Annotated in this window: 18 protein-coding genes and 1 other RNA gene; 7 read left to right on the top strand and 12 right to left on the bottom strand. The window is 49.7% G+C overall.

What is annotated here, in order from left to right:
- The 6 genes from rny to C1714_RS08475 form a co-directional block, all read right to left on the bottom strand.
- Positions 1–1551: a ribonuclease Y gene (rny, locus tag C1714_RS08500; protein WP_102342764.1), complete on the bottom strand. Its 1551-nt coding sequence runs from the start codon at positions 1549–1551 to the stop codon at positions 1–3.
- A gap of 106 nt (positions 1552–1657) precedes the next feature.
- Positions 1658–2542 carry a DegV family protein gene (locus C1714_RS08495; RefSeq protein WP_102342763.1) on the bottom strand — a complete coding sequence of 295 codons (885 nt, stop codon included), beginning with the start codon at positions 2540–2542 and terminating at the stop codon, positions 1658–1660.
- A gap of 105 nt (positions 2543–2647) precedes the next feature.
- The gene (gene recA / locus C1714_RS08490) at positions 2648–3712 is read right to left on the bottom strand and encodes a recombinase RecA (RefSeq protein WP_102342762.1); all 1065 of its coding nucleotides are present in this window, start codon (positions 3710–3712) and stop codon (positions 2648–2650) included.
- Positions 3713–3784: 72 nt separating this feature from the next.
- Positions 3785–4378 (bottom strand): CDP-diacylglycerol--glycerol-3-phosphate 3-phosphatidyltransferase, encoded by a 594-nt coding sequence (gene pgsA / locus C1714_RS08485; RefSeq protein WP_102342761.1) that lies wholly within the window; start codon positions 4376–4378, stop codon positions 3785–3787.
- Between the two features lie 117 nt (positions 4379–4495).
- Positions 4496–4843: RNase P RNA component class B (gene rnpB, locus C1714_RS08480), an RNA gene on the bottom strand.
- Positions 4843–5187: a DivIVA domain-containing protein gene (locus C1714_RS08475; protein WP_102342760.1), complete on the bottom strand. Its 345-nt coding sequence runs from the start codon at positions 5185–5187 to the stop codon at positions 4843–4845. Before C1714_RS08475 ends, rnpB begins: the two co-directional genes overlap by 1 nt.
- A 126-nt stretch (positions 5188–5313) precedes the next feature.
- Between C1714_RS08475 and recU the strand changes: the two genes are divergently transcribed.
- The gene (recU, locus tag C1714_RS08470; RefSeq protein ID WP_102342759.1) at positions 5314–5913 is read left to right on the top strand and encodes a Holliday junction resolvase RecU; all 600 of its coding nucleotides are present in this window, start codon (positions 5314–5316) and stop codon (positions 5911–5913) included.
- Positions 5910–8615, top strand: a complete 2706-nt coding sequence (locus C1714_RS08465) for a transglycosylase domain-containing protein (protein ID WP_102342758.1) — start codon at positions 5910–5912, stop codon at positions 8613–8615. Before recU ends, C1714_RS08465 begins: the two co-directional genes overlap by 4 nt.
- 201 nt (positions 8616–8816) lie before the next feature.
- Here C1714_RS08465 and C1714_RS08460 read toward each other — a convergent pair whose 3' ends face one another.
- From C1714_RS08460 to C1714_RS08450, 3 genes are all read right to left on the bottom strand, one after another.
- The gene (locus C1714_RS08460; protein ID WP_102342757.1) at positions 8817–9848 is read right to left on the bottom strand and encodes an IS1/IS1595 family N-terminal zinc-binding domain-containing protein; all 1032 of its coding nucleotides are present in this window, start codon (positions 9846–9848) and stop codon (positions 8817–8819) included.
- A 212-nt stretch (positions 9849–10060) separates the two neighbouring features.
- Positions 10061–10717: an endonuclease III gene (gene nth, locus C1714_RS08455; protein ID WP_102342756.1), complete on the bottom strand. Its 657-nt coding sequence runs from the start codon at positions 10715–10717 to the stop codon at positions 10061–10063.
- Complete coding sequence (locus tag C1714_RS08450; RefSeq protein WP_102342755.1) at positions 10714–11226, bottom strand: DnaD domain-containing protein; 513 nt, start codon at positions 11224–11226, stop codon at positions 10714–10716. The genes nth and C1714_RS08450 overlap by 4 nt, the downstream gene beginning before the upstream one ends.
- A 1024-nt stretch (positions 11227–12250) precedes the next feature.
- Between C1714_RS08450 and C1714_RS08440 the strand changes: the two genes are divergently transcribed.
- The 3 genes from C1714_RS08440 to C1714_RS08430 are packed head-to-tail and all read left to right on the top strand — an operon-like array spanning position 12251 to position 14470.
- On the top strand, positions 12251–12724 hold the full coding sequence (locus C1714_RS08440) for a DUF6431 domain-containing protein (RefSeq protein ID WP_135567918.1): 474 nt from the start codon (positions 12251–12253) through the stop codon (positions 12722–12724).
- A 34-nt stretch (positions 12725–12758) separates the two neighbouring features.
- Entirely contained in the window at positions 12759–14174 is a 1416-nt protein-coding gene (locus C1714_RS08435; protein WP_167849870.1) for an ISL3 family transposase, read from the top strand.
- Complete coding sequence (locus C1714_RS08430; RefSeq protein WP_102341426.1) at positions 14171–14470, top strand: hypothetical protein; 300 nt, start codon at positions 14171–14173, stop codon at positions 14468–14470. The genes C1714_RS08435 and C1714_RS08430 overlap by 4 nt, the downstream gene beginning before the upstream one ends.
- 169 nt (positions 14471–14639) lie before the next feature.
- Here the strand turns inward: C1714_RS08430 and C1714_RS14065 are convergent, their stop codons facing one another.
- Positions 14640–14777: a hypothetical protein gene (locus C1714_RS14065; protein WP_167849991.1), complete on the bottom strand. Its 138-nt coding sequence runs from the start codon at positions 14775–14777 to the stop codon at positions 14640–14642.
- 230 nt (positions 14778–15007) lie between these two features.
- Between C1714_RS14065 and C1714_RS08425 the strand changes: the two genes are divergently transcribed.
- Entirely contained in the window at positions 15008–15793 is a 786-nt protein-coding gene (locus tag C1714_RS08425) for a hypothetical protein (RefSeq protein ID WP_167849990.1), read from the top strand.
- 88 nt (positions 15794–15881) lie between these two features.
- On the top strand, positions 15882–16562 hold the full coding sequence (locus C1714_RS08420; protein ID WP_102342752.1) for a hypothetical protein: 681 nt from the start codon (positions 15882–15884) through the stop codon (positions 16560–16562).
- Between the two features lie 602 nt (positions 16563–17164).
- Here C1714_RS08420 and C1714_RS08410 read toward each other — a convergent pair.
- Both C1714_RS08410 and C1714_RS08405 read right to left on the bottom strand, forming a co-directional pair.
- Positions 17165–17464, bottom strand: coding sequence for a hypothetical protein (locus C1714_RS08410; RefSeq protein WP_102342750.1), 300 nt, complete (start codon positions 17462–17464; stop codon positions 17165–17167).
- Positions 17461–18876: an ISL3 family transposase gene (locus C1714_RS08405; RefSeq protein ID WP_167849870.1), complete on the bottom strand. Its 1416-nt coding sequence runs from the start codon at positions 18874–18876 to the stop codon at positions 17461–17463. The genes C1714_RS08410 and C1714_RS08405 overlap by 4 nt, the downstream gene beginning before the upstream one ends.
- Between the last annotated feature and the right edge of the window lie 21 nt (positions 18877–18897).

Below are 18897 nucleotides of genomic sequence, written 5' to 3'. Positions count from 1 at the left end.
TTACTGGGCTACTTCCTGCACACGTACCTCACGGATCAGTGTGATCTTGATCTGACCCGGATAGGTCATCTCACTCTCCACCCGATCCTTGATGTCGTGGGCGATTTTGGTCATACGTTCATCGTTGACCTTTTCCGGCTGAACCATGATGCGTACCTCACGACCCGCCTGGATCGCAAATGCCTTATCGACGCCATCGAAGCTCTTGGCAATTTCCTCCAGCTTCTCCAGACGCTCAATGTAGTTCTCCATTGATTCAAAGCGTGCACCCGGACGCGCAGCGCTCAGCGTATCTGCCGCCGCTACCAGAACCGCAATGATATCTTCCGGCTCCTTGTCACCATGGTGCGACTCGATTGCATTCACAACGATCGCATTCTCGCCATACTTCTTGGCAACCTTTGCGCCAAGCTCCACATGGCTGCCTTCCTGCTCGAAGTCAACAGCCTTGCCGATATCATGCAGAAGACCTGCCCGCTTCGCAAGCTGCTGATTCAGGCCCAGCTCCGCCGCCATGATGCCGGCAAACGTAGCGACTTCCATCGAATGCTGAAGAACATTCTGACCATAGCTGTACCGGTAGCGCAGCGTACCGACAAGACGCGTCAGCTCCCTGTTCATCCGGTTGATGCCCAGCTGGAAGATCGCCTCATCGCCGATCTTCATAATGGACTCATCCAGCTCCTTGGTTACCTTATTTACTACTTCTTCAATGCGGCCCGGCTGAATACGGCCATCCTTCATCAGGATTTCCAGCGACTGCCGCGCAATCTCACGGCGTACCGGGTTGAAGCACGAAATGGTGATCGCATCCGGCGTATCGTCAATGATCAGGTCAACGCCCGTCGCCTGCTCGATCGCCTTGATGTTGCGGCCCTCACGGCCGATGATGCGTCCCTTCATATCTTCATTGGGAAGCGTCACAACTGAAACCGTACGGTCAATGGTCTCTTCCTGACTGTAGCGCTGAATGGCTGTCGCAATGATATTGCGCGCCTGGTCAGCTGCCCGCGACTGCGCAATTTCATCCTGCTCATGCAGGTAAGCGGAGATTTCCTTCTCACTCTTCTTGGCGACCGCATCCATCAGCTCCTTCTTCGCATCTTCCTGCGAAAGAGAGGCGGTCCGTTCCAGGACCTCGATCTGACTGTCGATCTTCTGCTGAAGATCCGCTTCCATTTTGCTGATATTTGCCAGTTTTGCGTCCGCAAGTCTGCCCTTTTCATCGAGCTTCTTTTCCTTAGCGGTCAGATTTTCCTCACGTACTGAAAGACGATCCTGGTCACGGTTCAGACGGTTTTCCATCTGCTGAATCTTGTTTTCGCGATCCTTGATCTCCTTGTCAGCCTGCTGACGCAGATCAAATGCCGCCTTCTGGCCATCGATCTGTGCCTGCTTGACAATGGTATCTGCCTTGGACTTGCTTTCTTCCAGGATGGAGTCTGCCTCGATCTTGGCTTTATCCAGTCCTGCCTTGCTGGAAATCATCATGATGACGATTCCAACAACAATTCCGACAATACCAGCTAAAATGAGAAATCCGTAATTCATAGATTCTCCTCCATTTTCTCTGATATCGTAACTAACTGAGATTGCTCTCGATAAATATTATACCGCACAGCCGGTTGTTCTCAAGAAAGGAAAAGCGCATCCCCGCCTAGAGAATGCGCTTCGTACCATGATATGCAAACGCCAGAAAATCCGGTCCCACATGGGCACAGATCGTCGGCCCCACAGCCAGAATTTCAAAGTCTGCCTTCGCCAGCTGCGGATACATTTCCTTCACAACCGGAATCAGTTTCTCACCATCTTCCGGATCATCGGCCGTCTCAATGAGCACCGGCTCATCTGCCGTATACGGAGCCAGATCCTTTGAAGCCTCCTCCAGCATCCGCTTGATTGCCCGCTTTCTCCCATGTGCCTGTTCAAAGGCAATCAGCTTTCCCTCACAATCCACATACAGCTCCGGCTTGATTGCAAGAATCGTTCCCAGAAGCGCCGAAGCATTCGACAGCCGTCCGCCCTTGCGTAGCCACGTCAGATCTTCAACCATGAAGCGGTGAATATACTCCAGCTTATGAGCCTCGCCCCAGGCAATCAGATCCCCATAGGACGTACCCGCCTCATGACGACGCACCAGTTCCCGCACAAAAAGATTGAGACCCGCCGTAATGCAGTAGCTGTCCATGAAATAGATCCTACGCTCCGGATACTCCGAACGGATCTGTTCCAGAGCCTTTTCACAGTTTGATACCGATGAGGAGATCGCCCGCGACATATCCACATAGATGATGTCCTTCCCCCGCATCAGAAGCTTCGAAAAAAAGTTGTAATACCCAAAGACCGAAATGGCAGACGTATGAACCATCTTCCCCGCCCGCATCTCTTTATATACAAAGTTTCGCGTCGCACTCGTACAGTCATCCTGGTATTCCTGTCCGTCAATGGAGAACGAATAGGAAACAAACGGAACATCATGGCAGGCCAGCCACGACGCATCAATATCACAAGTGGAAGCCGTCGCAATCAAATAGTTACTCATCAATATCTGTTCCTTCACCTGTCAGCTTATTATAAACAGTCAATGACAGGAAGCAAAAGCAAGGAGGACACTGCAATACAGAATCCTCCCCTTTGTTTCATTGCCTTATTCCTGATTTGCCGCTGTCGCAGCGTCGGTTTCGCCGTCCTTCTTGAAGAGGATTTCACGCAGCTGCTGCGTCAGTTCGGCATCGATTTCCGGATGCGCCCGCAGCCACGCCCGCGTCGCCGCGAGACCCTGGCCGACCTTTTCCCCCTTGTAGGAGAACCATGCGCCGGCCTTTTCCAGAAGCTCATGTTCCACCGCCAGCGTAATCACCTCATCCACATGCGAAATTCCTTCGCCATAAATCATGTTCACAACAGCCGTACGGAACGGCGGCGCAACCTTGTTCTTGACAACCTTGATCTTCACAACGTTGCCATAGGCATCCTGCCCGTCCTTCAGCGTCTCCGAACGTCTCACATCCAAACGCACCGAAGCATAGAACTTCAGCGCCCGGCCGCCCGGCGTCGTCTCCGGATTTCCGAACATCACGCCGACCTTTTCACGCAGCTGGTTGATGAAGATTGCCGTCGTCTGCGAATGATTCATGACGCCGGCCAGCTTGCGCATCGCCTTTGACATCAGACGTGCCTGCAGACCGACCGAACTGTCACCCATCTCGCCATCCAGCTCCGCCTGCGGAACAAGGGCCGCAACCGAGTCAACGACCACCAGATCAATGGCACCGCTCTTAACAAGAACTTCGCAGATATCCAGGGCTTGTTCCCCGGAATCCGGCTGCGAAAGAATCAGCTCATCGATATTGACACCAAGATGCTTCGCATAGACCGGATCAATTGCATTTTCCGCATCAATGAAGGCACAGCGGCCCCCGCCCTTCTGACACTCCGCAATCGCATGCAGAGCCAGCGTCGTCTTGCCCGAAGATTCCGGACCGTAGATCTCAATGATTCTTCCCTTCGGGTAGCCGCCGATGCCAAGTGCCGCATCCAGTGCCAGCGAACCCGTCGGAATCGCATCGACAGCAACATCCGCCCGGTCGCCCAGACGCATGATCGCCCCTTTGCCATACTCCTTTTCAATGGTCTTCAGCGCCTCCGCAAGCAGCTGATCCTTCTTGTCGTCGCTGCTGCGAACAGGTGCATCCGTTTTCTCTTTTGCCATATCATTTTTCTCCTTACACCGTTTTCATAGTCAAACGATGCCGCCATACCGAAACAAAGTTGAAAATAATGATTATTTCGACTCCATGATGTCGCCCTTGAGCTGATTCATATAGCTGATGCCCGAAGCCAGCGACACAAACGCCGACATCCACAGCAGCACATCGCTCACCGGAAGACTCCACAGCTCAAACGGCAGATTGTTCAGAAGAATCAGCGCAATCGTAACCATCTGCAGAACTGTCTTCACCTTGCCGAGCATCTGGGCAGCCACAACCTTGCCGTTGGTCGCCGCCAGCATCCGGCAGCCATCCACAACAATGTCACGGCAGATCATGATGATCACCGGAACCGGCGAAATGATGCCACGGCTCACAAAAAGCAGAAACATCGTCGTCGTCAACATCTTGTCAGCGATCGGATCCGCAAACTTACCGAATGTCGTAATCATGTTGCGGCTGCGTGCAAGGTGCCCGTCCAGCGCATCGGTCAGCGCCGCCACCACATAAATGATCAGACTCACGATGTTCACCATCGACAGCGGCACAGCCCCGATGTAATACGTCACCGGCTCAATGCCGAACTGCGCATACGGAAACAGATAAACAAGCACCACAACCGGCACCAGAATAATACGGAATATTGTCAGACGATTTGGAAGATTCATCCCCGTTCTCTCCTTAAAAATATCTCTCTCAGTATATCACAACCCATTCCTGCCCTTCGTCCTGCCGCATTCAACAGAAAAGAGAGGGTGAACGGCCACCCTCTCCGAATCATCACACTCTGTAAGCCATGTTCTGTCCCGGATTCCCGGTGGCAGCCATTTATCTGAGCCTTTCAGCCCCTCCGGTCCGCTTCGCTTCGCATCCCGGAATTCTCCTACCAAATTTGGATTTCTCGCTTGCGGGGTTTATCGCGTTCCACTCCCACTGTTTCCAGAAGGACTACGTCACTGTGACACGTTCGAGGCATCGACCATGAGGTTTCCCTTTTAGGTGTCCGCCTGCCGTCAGTTCCGAAGAACTGCCAGGCCTTATTGATTGGACCTGCACAAACACTACCGCCATCACAGACGGTGCGAGCATGGACTTTCCTCTGATCCTCATCAGACCAGCGGCTGCCCGAATGTTACTGATTTTCCGTTTTCTTCTGATCCTCGAACACCTGCTCCTCAAGGCGCGACAGCCGCCGCAGAATATCCACGTTTGCCGCCCCGCTGGCCGCCGGAGTATTTGCCTCCAGAGCCCTGGTATGGCCCTCTTCCTCGATCAGTTTCGCACGCAGCGACGCATTTGTCCGCTCCAGCTCAGCAATCTTCTCATTGAGCTCACTCAGCGTATTCTGATACGTCTCATAATCCTCCATTACCAGATCAAGAAACGCATCGACCTGCGAAGCACTATAGCCCTTCAGGTCAATGTCAAACTCCTTATCAAGAATCGTCTGAATGTCCAGATTTACTTTCCCTGCCATAGCGAATGCACGCCTCCCGTGCCCTTCTTATTATCGCAGTTATTTCCCGCCGGTGCAATGCGAAGCCCGCCTCTTTTTCTTCTGCCGCCATAAACTGTATAATCATCCCATAGGCAGAAAAACAAGATGATCAACTATCCCGTACACATCAAACGCAGCCCCACCACGGCCGCCGAAGAAAAAGCGAGCACGAAAGTATCCGCTGCCGATCGCGGCATGGCGCTGGAGCACGATCTCAACCGCTCCAACGAATGGTACCTGCAGCAGGACAAGGCCGTCATCTACAAGAAGCCGACGCCGGTCACGATCGTCAAGGTCGACTATCCGGCCCGCTCGGCGGCCAAGATCACCGAAGCCTATTTCAAGGTTCCAAGCACGACCGACTACAACGGAATCTACCGGGAAAAATACATTGACTTTGAGGCCAAGGAATGCCGCTCACGCACATCCTTTCCCATCAAGTCAATCCACCCGCACCAGATCCGCCATCTCGATGATGTGACGCGGCATGGTGCCATTGCCTTTGTCGTCGTCCGCTTCATCGCGTATGATATTACCTACTATGTAGTTGCCTCAACAATGACTGACTATATCCGCACCTGCGGGCGCAGTTCCATCCCGTATGCATGGTTTCAGGAAAACGGACACAGGATCAGCGGAAATTATCTTTGCCCCGTCGACTATCTCAAGATTGTCGATAAACTGTATTTCAAGGAGAACCAATGACAGCAGAAAGACATACTTCTCATAACGGGAAAAGGAAACCGAAGCGCCGCATCAACCGGCGCAATCTATGGACCATGATCCTGATCATCCTGGTCAGTCTCGAAATGATCGTCGCAACGGCCGGCATGATCGTTCTTCATCGCATGGTTCAGGATGAACCTACGCTTGTTGTCGATGATTTTTTCTCCGCCGAAAGTTCCCATATCTACGATAAGGACGGCAACGAAGTCGCAGACGTCGGTACCCAGTTGCGCGAAAACATCACCTACGACCAGATCAGTGAATCCCTCATTGATGCCTTTCTGGCCGTCGAAGACAGCCGCTACTTCGAACATAACGGCTTCGATCTTCCCCGTTTCACCAAGTCGGCACTCGATAACGTTCGCAACCGTATCCTTGGCCGCAACGGCCTCTCCGGCGGATCCACCTTTACGATGCAGCTGGTGAAGCTGACCTATTTCCAGAACGATGAAACCGGTCAGACCGCTGCCCGCTCCATTGAATACAAGGTGCAGCAGATTGATCTGGCCCGTCAGCTGGAAAAAGTATCCAACAAGAAAGCCATCTTCGAAATGTATCTCAACAAGATGAATTTCGGCGGAACCGGCAATATCCGCGGCATCGAAAAGGCCGCCGAATATTACTACGGAAAGAAGGCAGGAGAGCTCAATCTTGCCGAAGCGGCGATGCTGGCAGGCGTCATCAATGCGCCCTACCTCTATGATCCGCATAATTTCCTTGATAACGCAACGTCGCGCCGCAACACCGTTCTTTCCCTGATGAAGCGCCATGGCTACATCACCGAGAAGGAATATCAGCTTGCCACCAGCATCAAGGTCGAAGATACCCTTATCGATCCCAATGATTCTACCCGCGGCGGCGCCGGAAACTCCTACGCTTACCAGGCCTATATCGACACCGTCATCACCGAGGCGCAGAATCTGACCGGACAGGATCCTCTCTCTGTCGCCATGGACATCTATACGAGCCTCGACACATCCGTGCAGAAGGTCATGGATGATATTCAGGCCGGCAACTATGAAGAGGTACAGTACCCTGACGATCTGATGGAAATCGGCGCGGTCGCTGAAAACAACCAGACCGGTGAAATCGTCGCCATCGCCGGCGGACGCAACTACGGCCGCGGCGGATCGATGCTGCTGAATCATGCGACGGATCAGTACAAGCAGCCCGGATCCACCGTCAAGCCATGGCTCGACTATGCCCTTGCCTTCGAGTATCTCGGCTGGGCAACCAGTCACGTTGTAACGGATAAGCCGGTCACGTACCGTGGCACTGACATCGTCATCAAGAATGCCAACGGCCAGTACCATGGTGAGGTGACGCTGGCCTATGCGGTTGCCGCCTCCCTGAACACGCCTGCCATCCAGACGTTCCAGGAGGTCATTGACACGGCCGGCTGGCAGACCGTCAGCGACTACATTGCCAGCTTCCACTTTTCGCAGGTTGATGCTTCGGCCTATGATGTTGGCTATGCGATCGGCGGCTCTACCTTTGTTGTTTCGCCGGTGGAAAATGCGGCTGCCCATGCCATCCTGATGAATGGCGGCTGCTACATTCAGCCCCATACCATCAAGCGCATCGAATATCGAAACGGGACCTCGGAACCGATTGAACCCGTCTACCAGAAGGAACAGGTACTCTCCTCCCAGTCTGCCTATCTGGCGGCACAGCTGGAATACGGAGCGATCCATGGCGGCGTATACAACTACCTGCAGATTCTGGACCGCGACTATCAGACCTTCGGTAAGACCGGAACCTCTGACTGGGGAACAGAAGGTCTCCAGTACAACATTCCAACGGGATCCGCAAAAGATACCTGGATGGTCGGCCAGACGACGCAGTACACGATCTGTACCTGGGTCGGCTATGAAAAGGGTGTCAAGGATGAAGGAACCTACTTCAGTACGGCCAAGCAGCAGCTGAATACCCGCGGCCATATTGTCTCTCTGATCCTTGATGCATGTACCGCCTCCTCAGGGACGCCGGCCGATCTGCAGCAGCCGGACGGCATCTCAACGATCACCCATATTCTGGGTACCTTCCCCTACGCTTCACCGATAGACGGTATGGATCCGTCTCTGATTACGACGGGAAAGATCAAGAGCGAATATGCGACGCTCGTTGATCCAACCGCACCTGAAGTTGATAATCTTGACAGCTTCCAGGCAAGTGCCAACGATGACGGAACCGTTACGATGCAATGGACGCCGTACCCTGATTCCAGCATGGTCACCGACGCCGTCGATGACAGTACGATGGATATTTCTCTCTATGATGACAATGGCAACCTGCTGGTCGAGGCCTATGGTCAACGCCTGTTCTCATGGAGCTGGGTCTACGGACCGATCCGCTACCGCTGCCGCATCTCGCAGAATGGCCAGGTGAAGGCGGAGCTGATCAGTGAAACGGAAAGCAGTACCCAGAGCGTCGACCTCGAACCGAACACGGAAACCGAAGCCTGCGGCTATTATGCCTATGAAACGGCCGGCGGCGGTTCCAACGAGGTGTGTGTCACCTTCACAACGCCAGCCGGCAGTGATTCCGGCAGCGACTCCGGATCGGACAGCGAAATTACGATCACGACGCCAGAACCGGCGCCTACTCCTTCGCCAAGCGCTTCCCCTTCTGCCTCTCCTTCGGCGGATGCCGGGTCGCAGGACAACACGGATCAGGGCTGACAAATATCCAAAATCCTTATTTAAAAAAAAATCATCATTTGCACCAGGGTGGTATTCATAGGCTTATTTATTGACATTTTTAGCCATCCGGTCCCGATATCGCACTTTTCCTGGTGCGTTTAGCGCCATGTTGAGAAATAAGTCGATCTTTTCATACCTGTTGTCCGGCTTGGAAAGGATGAACCAGANGTATTCATAGGCTTATTTATTGACATTTTTAGCCATCCGGTCCCGATATCGCACTTTTCCTGGTGCGTTTAGCGCCATGTTGAGAAATAAGTCGATCTTTTCATACCTGTTGTCCGGCTTGGAAAGGATGAACCAGATCAGATTCATCCAGTCTTGTAGATCTTCTCTGTTGTATCCTCCATGCATGCGCATGTATTGCTTTACCAGAGCATGAAGGTTGTTGATCTTGTCTAACGGATTCTTTTCGTCAGGCAATCCCTTCGTTTCTTTTGCGAGATGGATCTCTTCTGACAGACCCAGTTTCTCGATCAGAACAGAATGAGAATTGTCACCATCATGAATCAGTTCAGAGCCTGGCTGTATATGATTCCCGAGCGCCGCCCATGTGCTTTTGCGGGAGGGCTTGGAGACATGTTCAACTATGATGAGGTTTGTCCCGTGCCCGTCGTGTGCTGCGACAACACAAATCTTATTCTTTGATATGCCGCGAAGTTTCTTTCCGTCTTTCGTAATCGTTCTTCTCTTTATGACAGGGAAGAACATTTCATCAAGGTATATTTTCCCTTTGAGCACAATGTTATCCTGAATTCCATTCAGAACAAAAAATACCTTTTTCAGCCAGTATCTGCCTGTGCTTTCGGCGTTTCGATTATCCCTGGCAGATGAATTAATAGAATGAAATTCAAACAGATACAGAAGATATTCAATCCATTCGGAGATTGGAATCTTCCGATCATCAAATATTGTGTTGGTAATAGGTGAAAACTTATGCCCGCAATCATGGCAGAGGTAACAGCGCATGCCATTCTTATAAAAACCATACTTGATGAAATTCGTGCTGCCGCAATGCGGGCAGGATTCAATATTTCTGTTATTCAGAAATTTGATTTCATCTGCCGAAAACTCTGGGTGTTTGGCATTATACCATTCGTGAATGGTATGGGAAATGAGCTTTTGAGAATCTGAAATGTCATGGTACTTGTCCCATTCAAGCTTTCTCAAAGACCGTCCCCAGAAGTGACGGTTCTTCTTGAGATTATTCATTTGTTTGGCGGTTTGAAGTTTCCAGGAGTTGACTAACGAAACCGCCAAGTCAGCGCTAATCAACTCCTGGAGACTTCCTGATCTGTCCCCTTTCCAGGACACGATCATTATAGCCCTGGATCAGAACTGCAACCCGTTCTTCCACCACCTTGGTGCAAATGAGGATTTTTTTAAAAAAAAGACCGGAGACGGTCATGGTCACAGATCTGTGATCACGACCGTTCCCCGGCCTTTTCCGTTTTGCCAAAGTATTTCTTTTTCTCGCGGCAGTCCTGAACAAACGGACAGCGCCAGCATTCCGGATTGCGCGCATGACACAGGTATCTTCCAAAGAAGATCATATGATGATGCACAGAAATCCAGGTTTCCTTCGGAAACTTGCGGCACAGCTTCCTCTCAATCGTATCCACATCGTCTTTCTCTGCCGCCAGTTTCAGCCGCTTGGCAATTCTCGACACATGCGTATCGACGGCCAGCGAAGGGATTCCAAAGCACTCGCTGCGAATGACATTGGCACATTTGCGGCCGACTCCGGGAAGCGACGTCAAATCTTCCATCGAGGAAGGAATCTCGCCGTTGTAACGCTCCACAACGTCCCTGGCAAAGCCGATGATCGAGCGTGCCTTATTGCGGTAAAGCCCCAAAGTGGCAATATACCTCTCTACATCGCTCTGCTTCGCAGCCGCAAGATCCTGCACGGTTGGATAGGCTTCAAACAGCGCCGGCGTCACCCGGTTCACCGAGGCATCGGTCGTTTGCGCCGAAAGAATGACCGCAACTGCCATCTCATATGCATTGCGGTGAGTCAGCTCACAGCGCGCATCTGGAAACAGCTGATCCAGCTGCGCAAGAATTTCCTCCGGTTTCATGCACCTGCCTCCTTCTCACTCAGACGGATCAGAATTTTTTCGACATAGGGAAGATTCAGCTTCTGATACATCGAAGCCTGACGCAGCGCTTCCAGAATCAGCTTCTTGTCATAGGTACGGCTCCATTCACTGATTTTCTCCATCTCCTTCTGGGAGAGGGTGCGGCGGAACTCGCTTTCAAACGTCTCAAACAGCGACGCATCCAGTACGTTCTTCTCCTTTGCCGTATCCGTCGAAAACAGACCGTCCAGACGGAAAGCAACGTTTCCTCCCGAAGCCCGGATCGTCAGATAGCGGCGGGCCACCAGCGACGATACAGCATCATTGACCTCATCCATCGTCAGGCCGCTCTTGCTCGAAAGACTGTCCATGGAAATCGGCAGCTGATACTGGCTGCTGAAATCAATCAGCATCACAATCTCCAGCTCCGCAGGAGTCAGGGCAAGATACTCCAAATGATCCAGCACCCAGTCGCGCCGGTTCACATAATGTTCTTCATACCACTTCATATCGTTATTATTCGCTCCGCACAGTTTCTAAATATTAGCAGTTCCACATACCTGAAATCAAATACCAAAAAGACCCTGTCAACCAGCATGCATGCAATATCATCTCTGAAAACATCAACTCGTACCCAAAAGAAAAGCTGAACGGCAAGTCATCCTTTCAGCTCCTTGAATTTCTTAGTCCCACCACGGCAAAGAAATTCTATGAATTTGGGCTCCATAACATTTCAAATTCAGATGAAGTAATTCTGAAGCCATACGTGCTAAAGAGACGATAGTTTAGCAAAAGCCGTCGATCCGCAAGTTGAAATAACTCTTTCACGGCAATGAACTGCTAAAAGTTCATTGACTTTCAACGCGTCTCTTTAGATCTCTCGACACTATTATTCTGAGGCCAAAAAGGCAGAAACGCAAGCAAAAGGCGATGAACGAGAGCGAAATTATGCCCTGTTCATCGCTTCTGTACGACTTATTTCCACTTGCCTTCTAAAGTGGAATTTAACTTTTCACTTGAGCGATTTATGAAATTCAAACCTATCGTGTTGCTCATCATCGACATGCAACGCGATAGCTTCACCCTGGCCGAGCCACAACGCAAATTCAACGCAGAATCGAAATCGTGTGTGAGCGTATACGCGCGTTACCGGACGTGTCAGGCAGTCAACGGGGATTGACGGATTGACCGGTATTGCCCATTTGAAAAGGCCCCCGCGATTGGGCAGGAGCCTTTTGTTTTGGCTTAATAATGCGACTATCTAAAAATAGATGGGGTTTGGGGGTGCCTCTAAGAAATCCTGGGATTGATGATCCGGGAGGAGTTAAAGAGCTGTAAACCCTCATGGGGAGGCACAAAGACCTTCTCCTTTTCGTATTTACCGATTATCATGCGGTTAGAGACATCAATAGAAAGGAAAAGGTTCAGAGACTAGTTTCCAGCCATCTCTGAACCCATAACCAAAACCATGGTTAGTGTACCACATTCACAATACAAAATTGTTAAACATCCTAATCATCTGAATGATTTTTGATGAAATGCAGCGAACCTGTTTTGGATCCTGAAACAGGCCTGCCAATGAGATTCTGCGGAACTGCCAGAAGGTGCGTTAAAACGCCAAAAGGTTCTTACTGGATCTGGATTCCTGTCGCCGTCTCTTCCAACGGAAGACATCACCGTGTTCTCCCTGATTTCCTTGTCCCTTACAAGCACTACTCGGTGCAGACCATCGAATCGGCTCTGGACAATGATCTGGATCTTGATCGTTATTCGCTTCCTTCCGATTCTTCCGTTTACCGTTGGAACAAATGGCTCGATAAGCTCATTGTGCAGCTCCGGATTTTCCTGAAGCTGGTTGATCCGCCTGATTCGCTGCTTCAACAGCTTCGTGTTCTATTCCGGCGTGATGTCCGCCGGGCTCCAGAATATGATTCTTCCAGTGGCTGGGTGGCCGGAATCAATCTCTGCCTGAATAGGCCAAATGACTTTGACTTGGGCCTTTCCTGATCTTCCCCTATGCTGGGCTCAAAGGAGAAGATCTATGTCCGAACAATCTGATAAACAGGCCATTCTTGAATTCTTTAACCTCGATACAGGCAGTGTGGAGAATGTCATCTTCCATAATGACAATGGCAGTGCGTCTGTCCATGTTTTACTGCGGCCGGATCATCCGCCTTGTCCCGATTGCGGCTGTACCCTGCCAAGGGTTAAGGACTACATTGACAAGAAGATAAGCCACGGCGTCTTTACTGATCGTGAGTGCACCATCTTCTATCATGCCCGCAGGTACATCTGTCCTGTCTGTCATCGAACGTACTATGAGAACAATCCATTCTGTTTCAGGAAGCAGCACATCTCCGCCCTCACGGTTGAAAACATTCTGAACGATTTGAAGATTCAGACCGAGACCTTCGCTTCCGTCGCTAAGCGGTATCACATCTCTCCCACAACCGCTGCCTCCGTCTTCGATGCCCACGTAAAGGAGGCGCGAAGACCTCTGCCCACATTGATGTGCTGGGATGAGAACTACGCATTTTATCATCCGGGAGAGAACTCAAAATATGTGTTCGTTATTCTCGACTTTGAGTCACAGGAGCCGGTGGATATCCTGCCAAGCAGAAGAAAAGATTATCTGCTCAGCTACTTTCTCAAAATCCCAGTGGAAGAGCGAAAGCGCGTCAAAATGATTGCCACGGACATGTATAGTGAATACCGCGCCATCATACGTCAGCTGTTCCCTAAGGCCTATCATTCCGTTGACCATTATCATGTCAGCCAGGAGCTCTCCAGAAAGGCTGACAGCGTCCGGATCAGAGTAATGAAGCAGACTCCAAAATATATTGAAGGCACAAAAACACAAACCAACGAGTATTATCTGCTGAAGACATTCAACTGGATGATATTCAAGCGGCTGGACGCCAGAGACAAAGATGGTAAAAAGCTGTTCGATCCCGGCCATCCAAGGAAAATGAACCGCAAGCTGAACCGGTTCCTCAATTATTACGAAATTAAAGCCATGATCGAAGCCGTTCATCCCGATTTGAAAAAGGCATGGGACCTCAAGGATGACGTTGTGGACTTCTATGACAACTGCACTTACGATACTGCTCCCCAGGAGCTGAACAAACTGATTCAGTCCTTCGCAGCCAGTGGTATTCCGGAAATGAAAGAGTTCTCCCGCACCCTGATCAGCTGGAGAGAGGAGATTATCAACTCCTTCATTGTCGTAAAGCAGCGTCATACAGTCGATAAGGACACAGGCCAGGTGGTAGTGTCCGACATAAAACTGAATAACGGATTGATGGAGAACCGGAACTCAATCATCAAGACGATCAAGAAAGCAGCCAACGGATATACCAACTGGGACAGGTTCCGCAGCCGCTGCCTCTATGTGCTCAGAAAGAGCTCCAAGCCAATGTTGAATCCTGTCATTCCGCCAAAGAAGGTTAAGCAATGACTTCAACCAGCTTTCAGCCCCTGAGTCCCGAACAGGCATGGATCACTGCAGAAGGAGCCCGTTTGTATGGCAAAGAAGCAGAACAATATCTGCAGGCCAGCATTCGTTCCATGAACCGAATATGCCGCTCAGCACAGCGATTAATGCGCGGCATTGAATGTGAGCTGAAGCAGCGTAACCAAACGAGCAATATGACTCTGTATGCCATGAACACAGACGAGATGCTTGCCCGCATCGCCATCTATTGTGAGATGTTTCTGGACGAATACGAAGAACTTCAGGAGACGCAGCCGTAACAGGCGGTCTCCTTTTCCTTTCCATTCAAAAACCGCCTGTTTTACCAGACGGTTTCGTGGTGGGATAAACCTTCATGGGGTACCCCGACACCCCAAGTTTTTTTACTTCGTTTTCGAGGCATCCCCAGATAAATTTAGATCGCCAATAATGCTATATTGCGCTTTTTTATCAGCTTTCTTTCAGCTCTTTGAGCCAGAGATTCACGCTGACATCGCTTGGCATGCGCCAGTCGCATATAAAAATGCAAAACCTCCATTTCAGGATTTTCGTTATTGCCAGAAATATCATCCGGTTTTTCTTTTCCATGTGCTGCAGGATTACCCTGAAAACGTGAAAATGTTAAGAAAGTCCATTACCTGAAAGTGTAGTTATAAAACACCCCCTGTCTACCACAGTGTCAATGTTTACAGGAATCACATCATCCCCTACAATACGGGAAGAGGACAGATCCGATATTCTGCAGCAGGCAGTTTTTTTCCGGGTGTGAATGGCTTCCCCACAATCACTTCAAAAAGAACAATTCAGGAGGAAAGAAGATGAATCAATTTAGATTAACCGTATCTGTATTTCTTTCAGTTTCAGTGCTTGCAGGCTGTGGAACCTCCGCAGCCGGCTCCCCTGCCAGCACCACACCAGCTGCGACAGCGGAAGTCCAGATCGAACCAACCCCAGAGAGTACCGAACAAGGCTATATGGTAAATCCGCTCCTTGCATCAGCAGAACTGCCCGAAGATGCCCAGACTGCATTGGACAAGGCTTTGGAATCCGTCACGGAAGCAGCCTATGATCCGATTGCTCTGCTTGCAAGGCAGGTAGTGAGCGGAATGAACTATTCCATTCTCTGCAAAATTACACCGGATGATCCAGACAGTGCCAGCCATCTCGACGTTGTTACGGTCTATCAGGATCCGGATGGCAATATCGAGGATATGTCCATCGTTCCCTTTGACCTTGCGGATGTTACGGACTTGGACCATACCTATTCTGTCGATCCGGATACGCTTGGAGGCTTCGTGATCAACACTGAGTACTATCCTTCGCAGGACAAGGGACAGGATATCAGTGAAAGCGCAGCCGCTGTCTTTGAAAGAGCTATACAGACGCTTGAAAACAACACAGGAGATACCTACAGCTATATTGCTGAACTGGGATCAGACAGTCTCACCAGCAAACACGCTTTCCTTGCTCTGAAGAATGCAGAAGATCCGGACACAGCGCGCTGGGTGATCATGACCATCTATGAGCCGGGAAGCGAGGTTTCCCTCTCATCCGTTTACGAGCTGGATCCTGCAGTTTATACTGCAGGCGGTGCCGGTCATTAATCTCCAAGGACACTTTGAAAACCAAAACTGCATTCATGTATAAAGGATATTTTGGCATTAGAAAAAACGAATGAAAAGGTGACGATTTATGAGCGAAGATTGTTACTGGGTAAATATTGATACATTGGATTTTTTTGATCCCTTTGACCTTGGATACGGCCCTAGAATTACAGAAAGCTGCGGACCTGCAATTGCTCCCATGAGAGCACTATATGAGCTGATTGAAACTGACTGGAAGAATAGTCGGTTGATTTTTTGGAGCGATCAATGTCCGATCTCTTCTGACACAAAGAATCCTGCCCTGAAAGAACTGCTAAAAAAAAACATTCCATGGGTTGATTGGGTTTTAGATAATGGCAGAAATTTTTCAGGACAATTTAAGGAAGCCGATGAAGATGTCAAAAAAATGGTAGAAAGCTATCTTTACGATAAGGAACCTCCAGATGAATTTGGTAAACAATATATTTTTAACCTTAAGAATCCAATGGAGGGTTTATTTGAGCGTACCGGTAAAGATATTCGTTATACGATCAATCTTAGTAAAAAAGTCTTTTATGATATTCAAACGCTAGGTGTGTACTCTTACAGAATTGACAGAAATGGTCCATTAGAAATTAACCCTCTACCATTTCTCCTTGGATTGTCTAACAGAAATCCGCTCGGAGATGAACATGGCATCGGGCCTTGGGTTGGGGATATCGTTTCTGTCAGCAATAATAGACCAGATGAATCATTTATCGAAATCCATCAAATGAAAATTGAATGGTGAAACGTTCTCCGGCTTCTATTATCCATTCCATGCAATCGAGCGTATCAGGCAGTCACCGGAGATTGGCGGATCATAGTTTCCGGAAAGCAAAAAAAGATTCCCGCAATCAGGAATCCTTTTTTAGCGAATAAACGCGATTCTAGGCCTTGTTATTATTCCTTTTTCAGTTCGTCGAACCAGAGATTTACACTGGCATCGCTGGGCATGCGCCAGTCACCTCTGGGTAGGTTTTTGCGTTAAGGTAAATAATAATAAACTGCTTGATTTAGTGATTATCTCAAGCGCAACAATAAGCAGCTTAATTTTCAACTTACGCGTTAAATTCCCCAGCTGCAAATGCCGGACGTTTGAGGCCGGATAATCCGGTAGCTTGAGTCCACCGATCCGGAATTTCGGAACCAGTGATTCCGACATGTGGGGGCTGTAACAGTTGAATGACTGTTATGGCTCCTTTTTCGGGCGATCTAAATTTATCTGGGGATGCCTCGAAAACGAAGTAAAAAAACTTGGGGAGTCGGGGTACCCCATGAAGGTTTATCCCACCACGAAACCGTCTGGTAAAACAGGCGGTTTTTGAATGGAAAAGAAAAGGAGACCGCCTGTTACGGCTGCGTCTCCTGAAGTTCTTCGTATTCGTCCAGAAACATCTCACAATAGATGGCGATGCGGGCAAGCATCTCGTCTGTGTTCATGGCATACAGAGTCATATTGCTCGTTTGGTTACGCTGCTTCAGCTCACATTCAATGCCGCGCATTAATCGCTGTGCTGAGCGGCATATTCGGTTCATGGAACGAATGCTGGCCTGCAGATATTGTTCTGCTTCTTTGCCATACAAACAGGCTCCTTCTGCAGTGATCCATGCCTGTTCGGGACTCAGGGGCTGAAAGCTGGTTGAAGTCATTGCTTAACCTTCTTTGGCGGAATGACAGGATTCAACATTGGCTTGGAGCTCTTTCTGAGCACATAGAGGCAGCGGCTGCGGAACCTGTCCCAGTTGGTATATCCGTTGGCTGCTTTCTTGATCGTCTTGATGATTGAGTTCCGGTTCTCCATCAATCCGTTATTCAGTTTTATGTCGGACACTACCACCTGGCCTGTGTCCTTATCGACTGTATGACGCTGCTTTACGACAATGAAGGAGTTGATAATCTCCTCTCTCCAGCTGATCAGGGTGCGGGAGAACTCTTTCATTTCCGGAATACCACTGGCTGCGAAGGACTGAATCAGTTTGTTCAGCTCCTGGGGAGCAGTATCGTAAGTGCAGTTGTCATAGAAGTCCACAACGTCATCCTTGAGGTCCCATGCCTTTTTCAAATCGGGATGAACGGCTTCGATCATGGCTTTAATTTCGTAATAATTGAGGAACCGGTTCAGCTTGCGGTTCATTTTCCTTGGATGGCCGGGATCGAACAGCTTTTTACCATCTTTGTCTCTGGCGTCCAGCCGCTTGAATATCATCCAGTTGAATGTCTTCAGCAGATAATACTCGTTGGTTTGTGTTTTTGTGCCTTCAATATATTTTGGAGTCTGCTTCATTACTCTGATCCGGACGCTGTCAGCCTTTCTGGAGAGCTCCTGGCTGACATGATAATGGTCAACGGAATGATAGGCCTTAGGGAACAGCTGACGTATGATGGCGCGGTATTCACTATACATGTCCGTGGCAATCATTTTGACGCGCTTTCGCTCTTCCACTGGGATTTTGAGAAAGTAGCTGAGCAGATAATCTTTTCTTCTGCTTGGCAGGATATCCACCGGCTCCTGTGACTCAAAGTCGAGAATAACGAACACATATTTTGAGTTCTCTCCCGGATGATAAAATGCGTAGTTCTCATCCCAGCACATCAATGTGGGCAGAGGTCTTCGCGCCTCCTTTACGTGGGCATCGAAGACGGAGGCAGCGGTTGTGGGAGAGATGTGATACCGCTTAGCGACGGAAGCGAAGGTCTCGGTCTGAATCTTCAAATCGTTCAGAATGTTTTCAACCGTGAGGGCGGAGATGTGCTGCTTCCTGAAACAGAATGGATTGTTCTCATAGTACGTTCGATGACAGACAGGACAGATGTACCTGCGGGCATGATAGAAGATGGTGCACTCACGATCAGTAAAGACGCCGTGGCTTATCTTCTTGTCAATGTAGTCCTTAACCCTTGGCAGGGTACAGCCGCAATCGGGACAAGGCGGATGATCCGGCCGCAGTAAAACATGGACAGACGCACTGCCATTGTCATTATGGAAGATGACATTCTCCACACTGCCTGTATCGAGGTTAAAGAATTCAAGAATGGCCTGTTTATCAGATTGTTCGGACATAGATCTTCTCCTTTGAGCCCA

The organism is Galactobacillus timonensis, from assembly GCF_900240265.1.
Classification (GTDB): Bacteria; Bacillota_I; Bacilli_A; order Erysipelotrichales; family Erysipelotrichaceae; genus Bulleidia; species Bulleidia timonensis.
Note: the sequence above shows the minus strand (reverse complement) of the source record. Positions and strands in the feature narration are given on the sequence as shown.

Excerpts from the sequence above, each read along its gene's own strand:
- C1714_RS08465 (WP_102342758.1), top strand. The coding sequence starts at position 5,910 with ATGACAGCAGAAAGACATACTTCTCATAACGGGAAAAGGAAACCGAAG.
- C1714_RS08440 (WP_135567918.1), top strand. The coding sequence starts at position 12,251 with ATGAAATGCAGCGAACCTGTTTTGGATCCTGAAACAGGCCTGCCAATG.
- rny (WP_102342764.1), bottom strand. The coding sequence starts at position 1,551 with ATGAATTACGGATTTCTCATTTTAGCTGGTATTGTCGGAATTGTTGTT.
- C1714_RS08435 (WP_167849870.1), top strand. The coding sequence starts at position 12,759 with ATGTCCGAACAATCTGATAAACAGGCCATTCTTGAATTCTTTAACCTC.
- C1714_RS08405 (WP_167849870.1), bottom strand. The coding sequence starts at position 18,876 with ATGTCCGAACAATCTGATAAACAGGCCATTCTTGAATTCTTTAACCTC.
- C1714_RS08425 (WP_167849990.1), top strand. The coding sequence starts at position 15,008 with ATGAATCAATTTAGATTAACCGTATCTGTATTTCTTTCAGTTTCAGTG.
- C1714_RS08410 (WP_102342750.1), bottom strand. The coding sequence starts at position 17,464 with ATGACTTCAACCAGCTTTCAGCCCCTGAGTCCCGAACAGGCATGGATC.
- nth (WP_102342756.1), bottom strand. The coding sequence starts at position 10,717 with ATGAAACCGGAGGAAATTCTTGCGCAGCTGGATCAGCTGTTTCCAGAT.
- C1714_RS08430 (WP_102341426.1), top strand. The coding sequence starts at position 14,171 with ATGACTTCAACCAGCTTTCAGCCCCTGAGTCCCGAACAGGCATGGATC.
- C1714_RS14065 (WP_167849991.1), bottom strand. The coding sequence starts at position 14,777 with ATGGAAAAGAAAAACCGGATGATATTTCTGGCAATAACGAAAATCCTG.
- recU (WP_102342759.1), top strand. The coding sequence starts at position 5,314 with ATGATCAACTATCCCGTACACATCAAACGCAGCCCCACCACGGCCGCC.
- pgsA (WP_102342761.1), bottom strand. The coding sequence starts at position 4,378 with ATGAATCTTCCAAATCGTCTGACAATATTCCGTATTATTCTGGTGCCG.
- C1714_RS08450 (WP_102342755.1), bottom strand. The coding sequence starts at position 11,226 with ATGAAGTGGTATGAAGAACATTATGTGAACCGGCGCGACTGGGTGCTG.
- C1714_RS08460 (WP_102342757.1), bottom strand. The coding sequence starts at position 9,848 with ATGAATAATCTCAAGAAGAACCGTCACTTCTGGGGACGGTCTTTGAGA.
- C1714_RS08420 (WP_102342752.1), top strand. The coding sequence starts at position 15,882 with ATGAGCGAAGATTGTTACTGGGTAAATATTGATACATTGGATTTTTTT.
- recA (WP_102342762.1), bottom strand. The coding sequence starts at position 3,712 with ATGGCAAAAGAGAAAACGGATGCACCTGTTCGCAGCAGCGACGACAAG.
- C1714_RS08475 (WP_102342760.1), bottom strand. The coding sequence starts at position 5,187 with ATGGCAGGGAAAGTAAATCTGGACATTCAGACGATTCTTGATAAGGAG.
- C1714_RS08495 (WP_102342763.1), bottom strand. The coding sequence starts at position 2,542 with ATGAGTAACTATTTGATTGCGACGGCTTCCACTTGTGATATTGATGCG.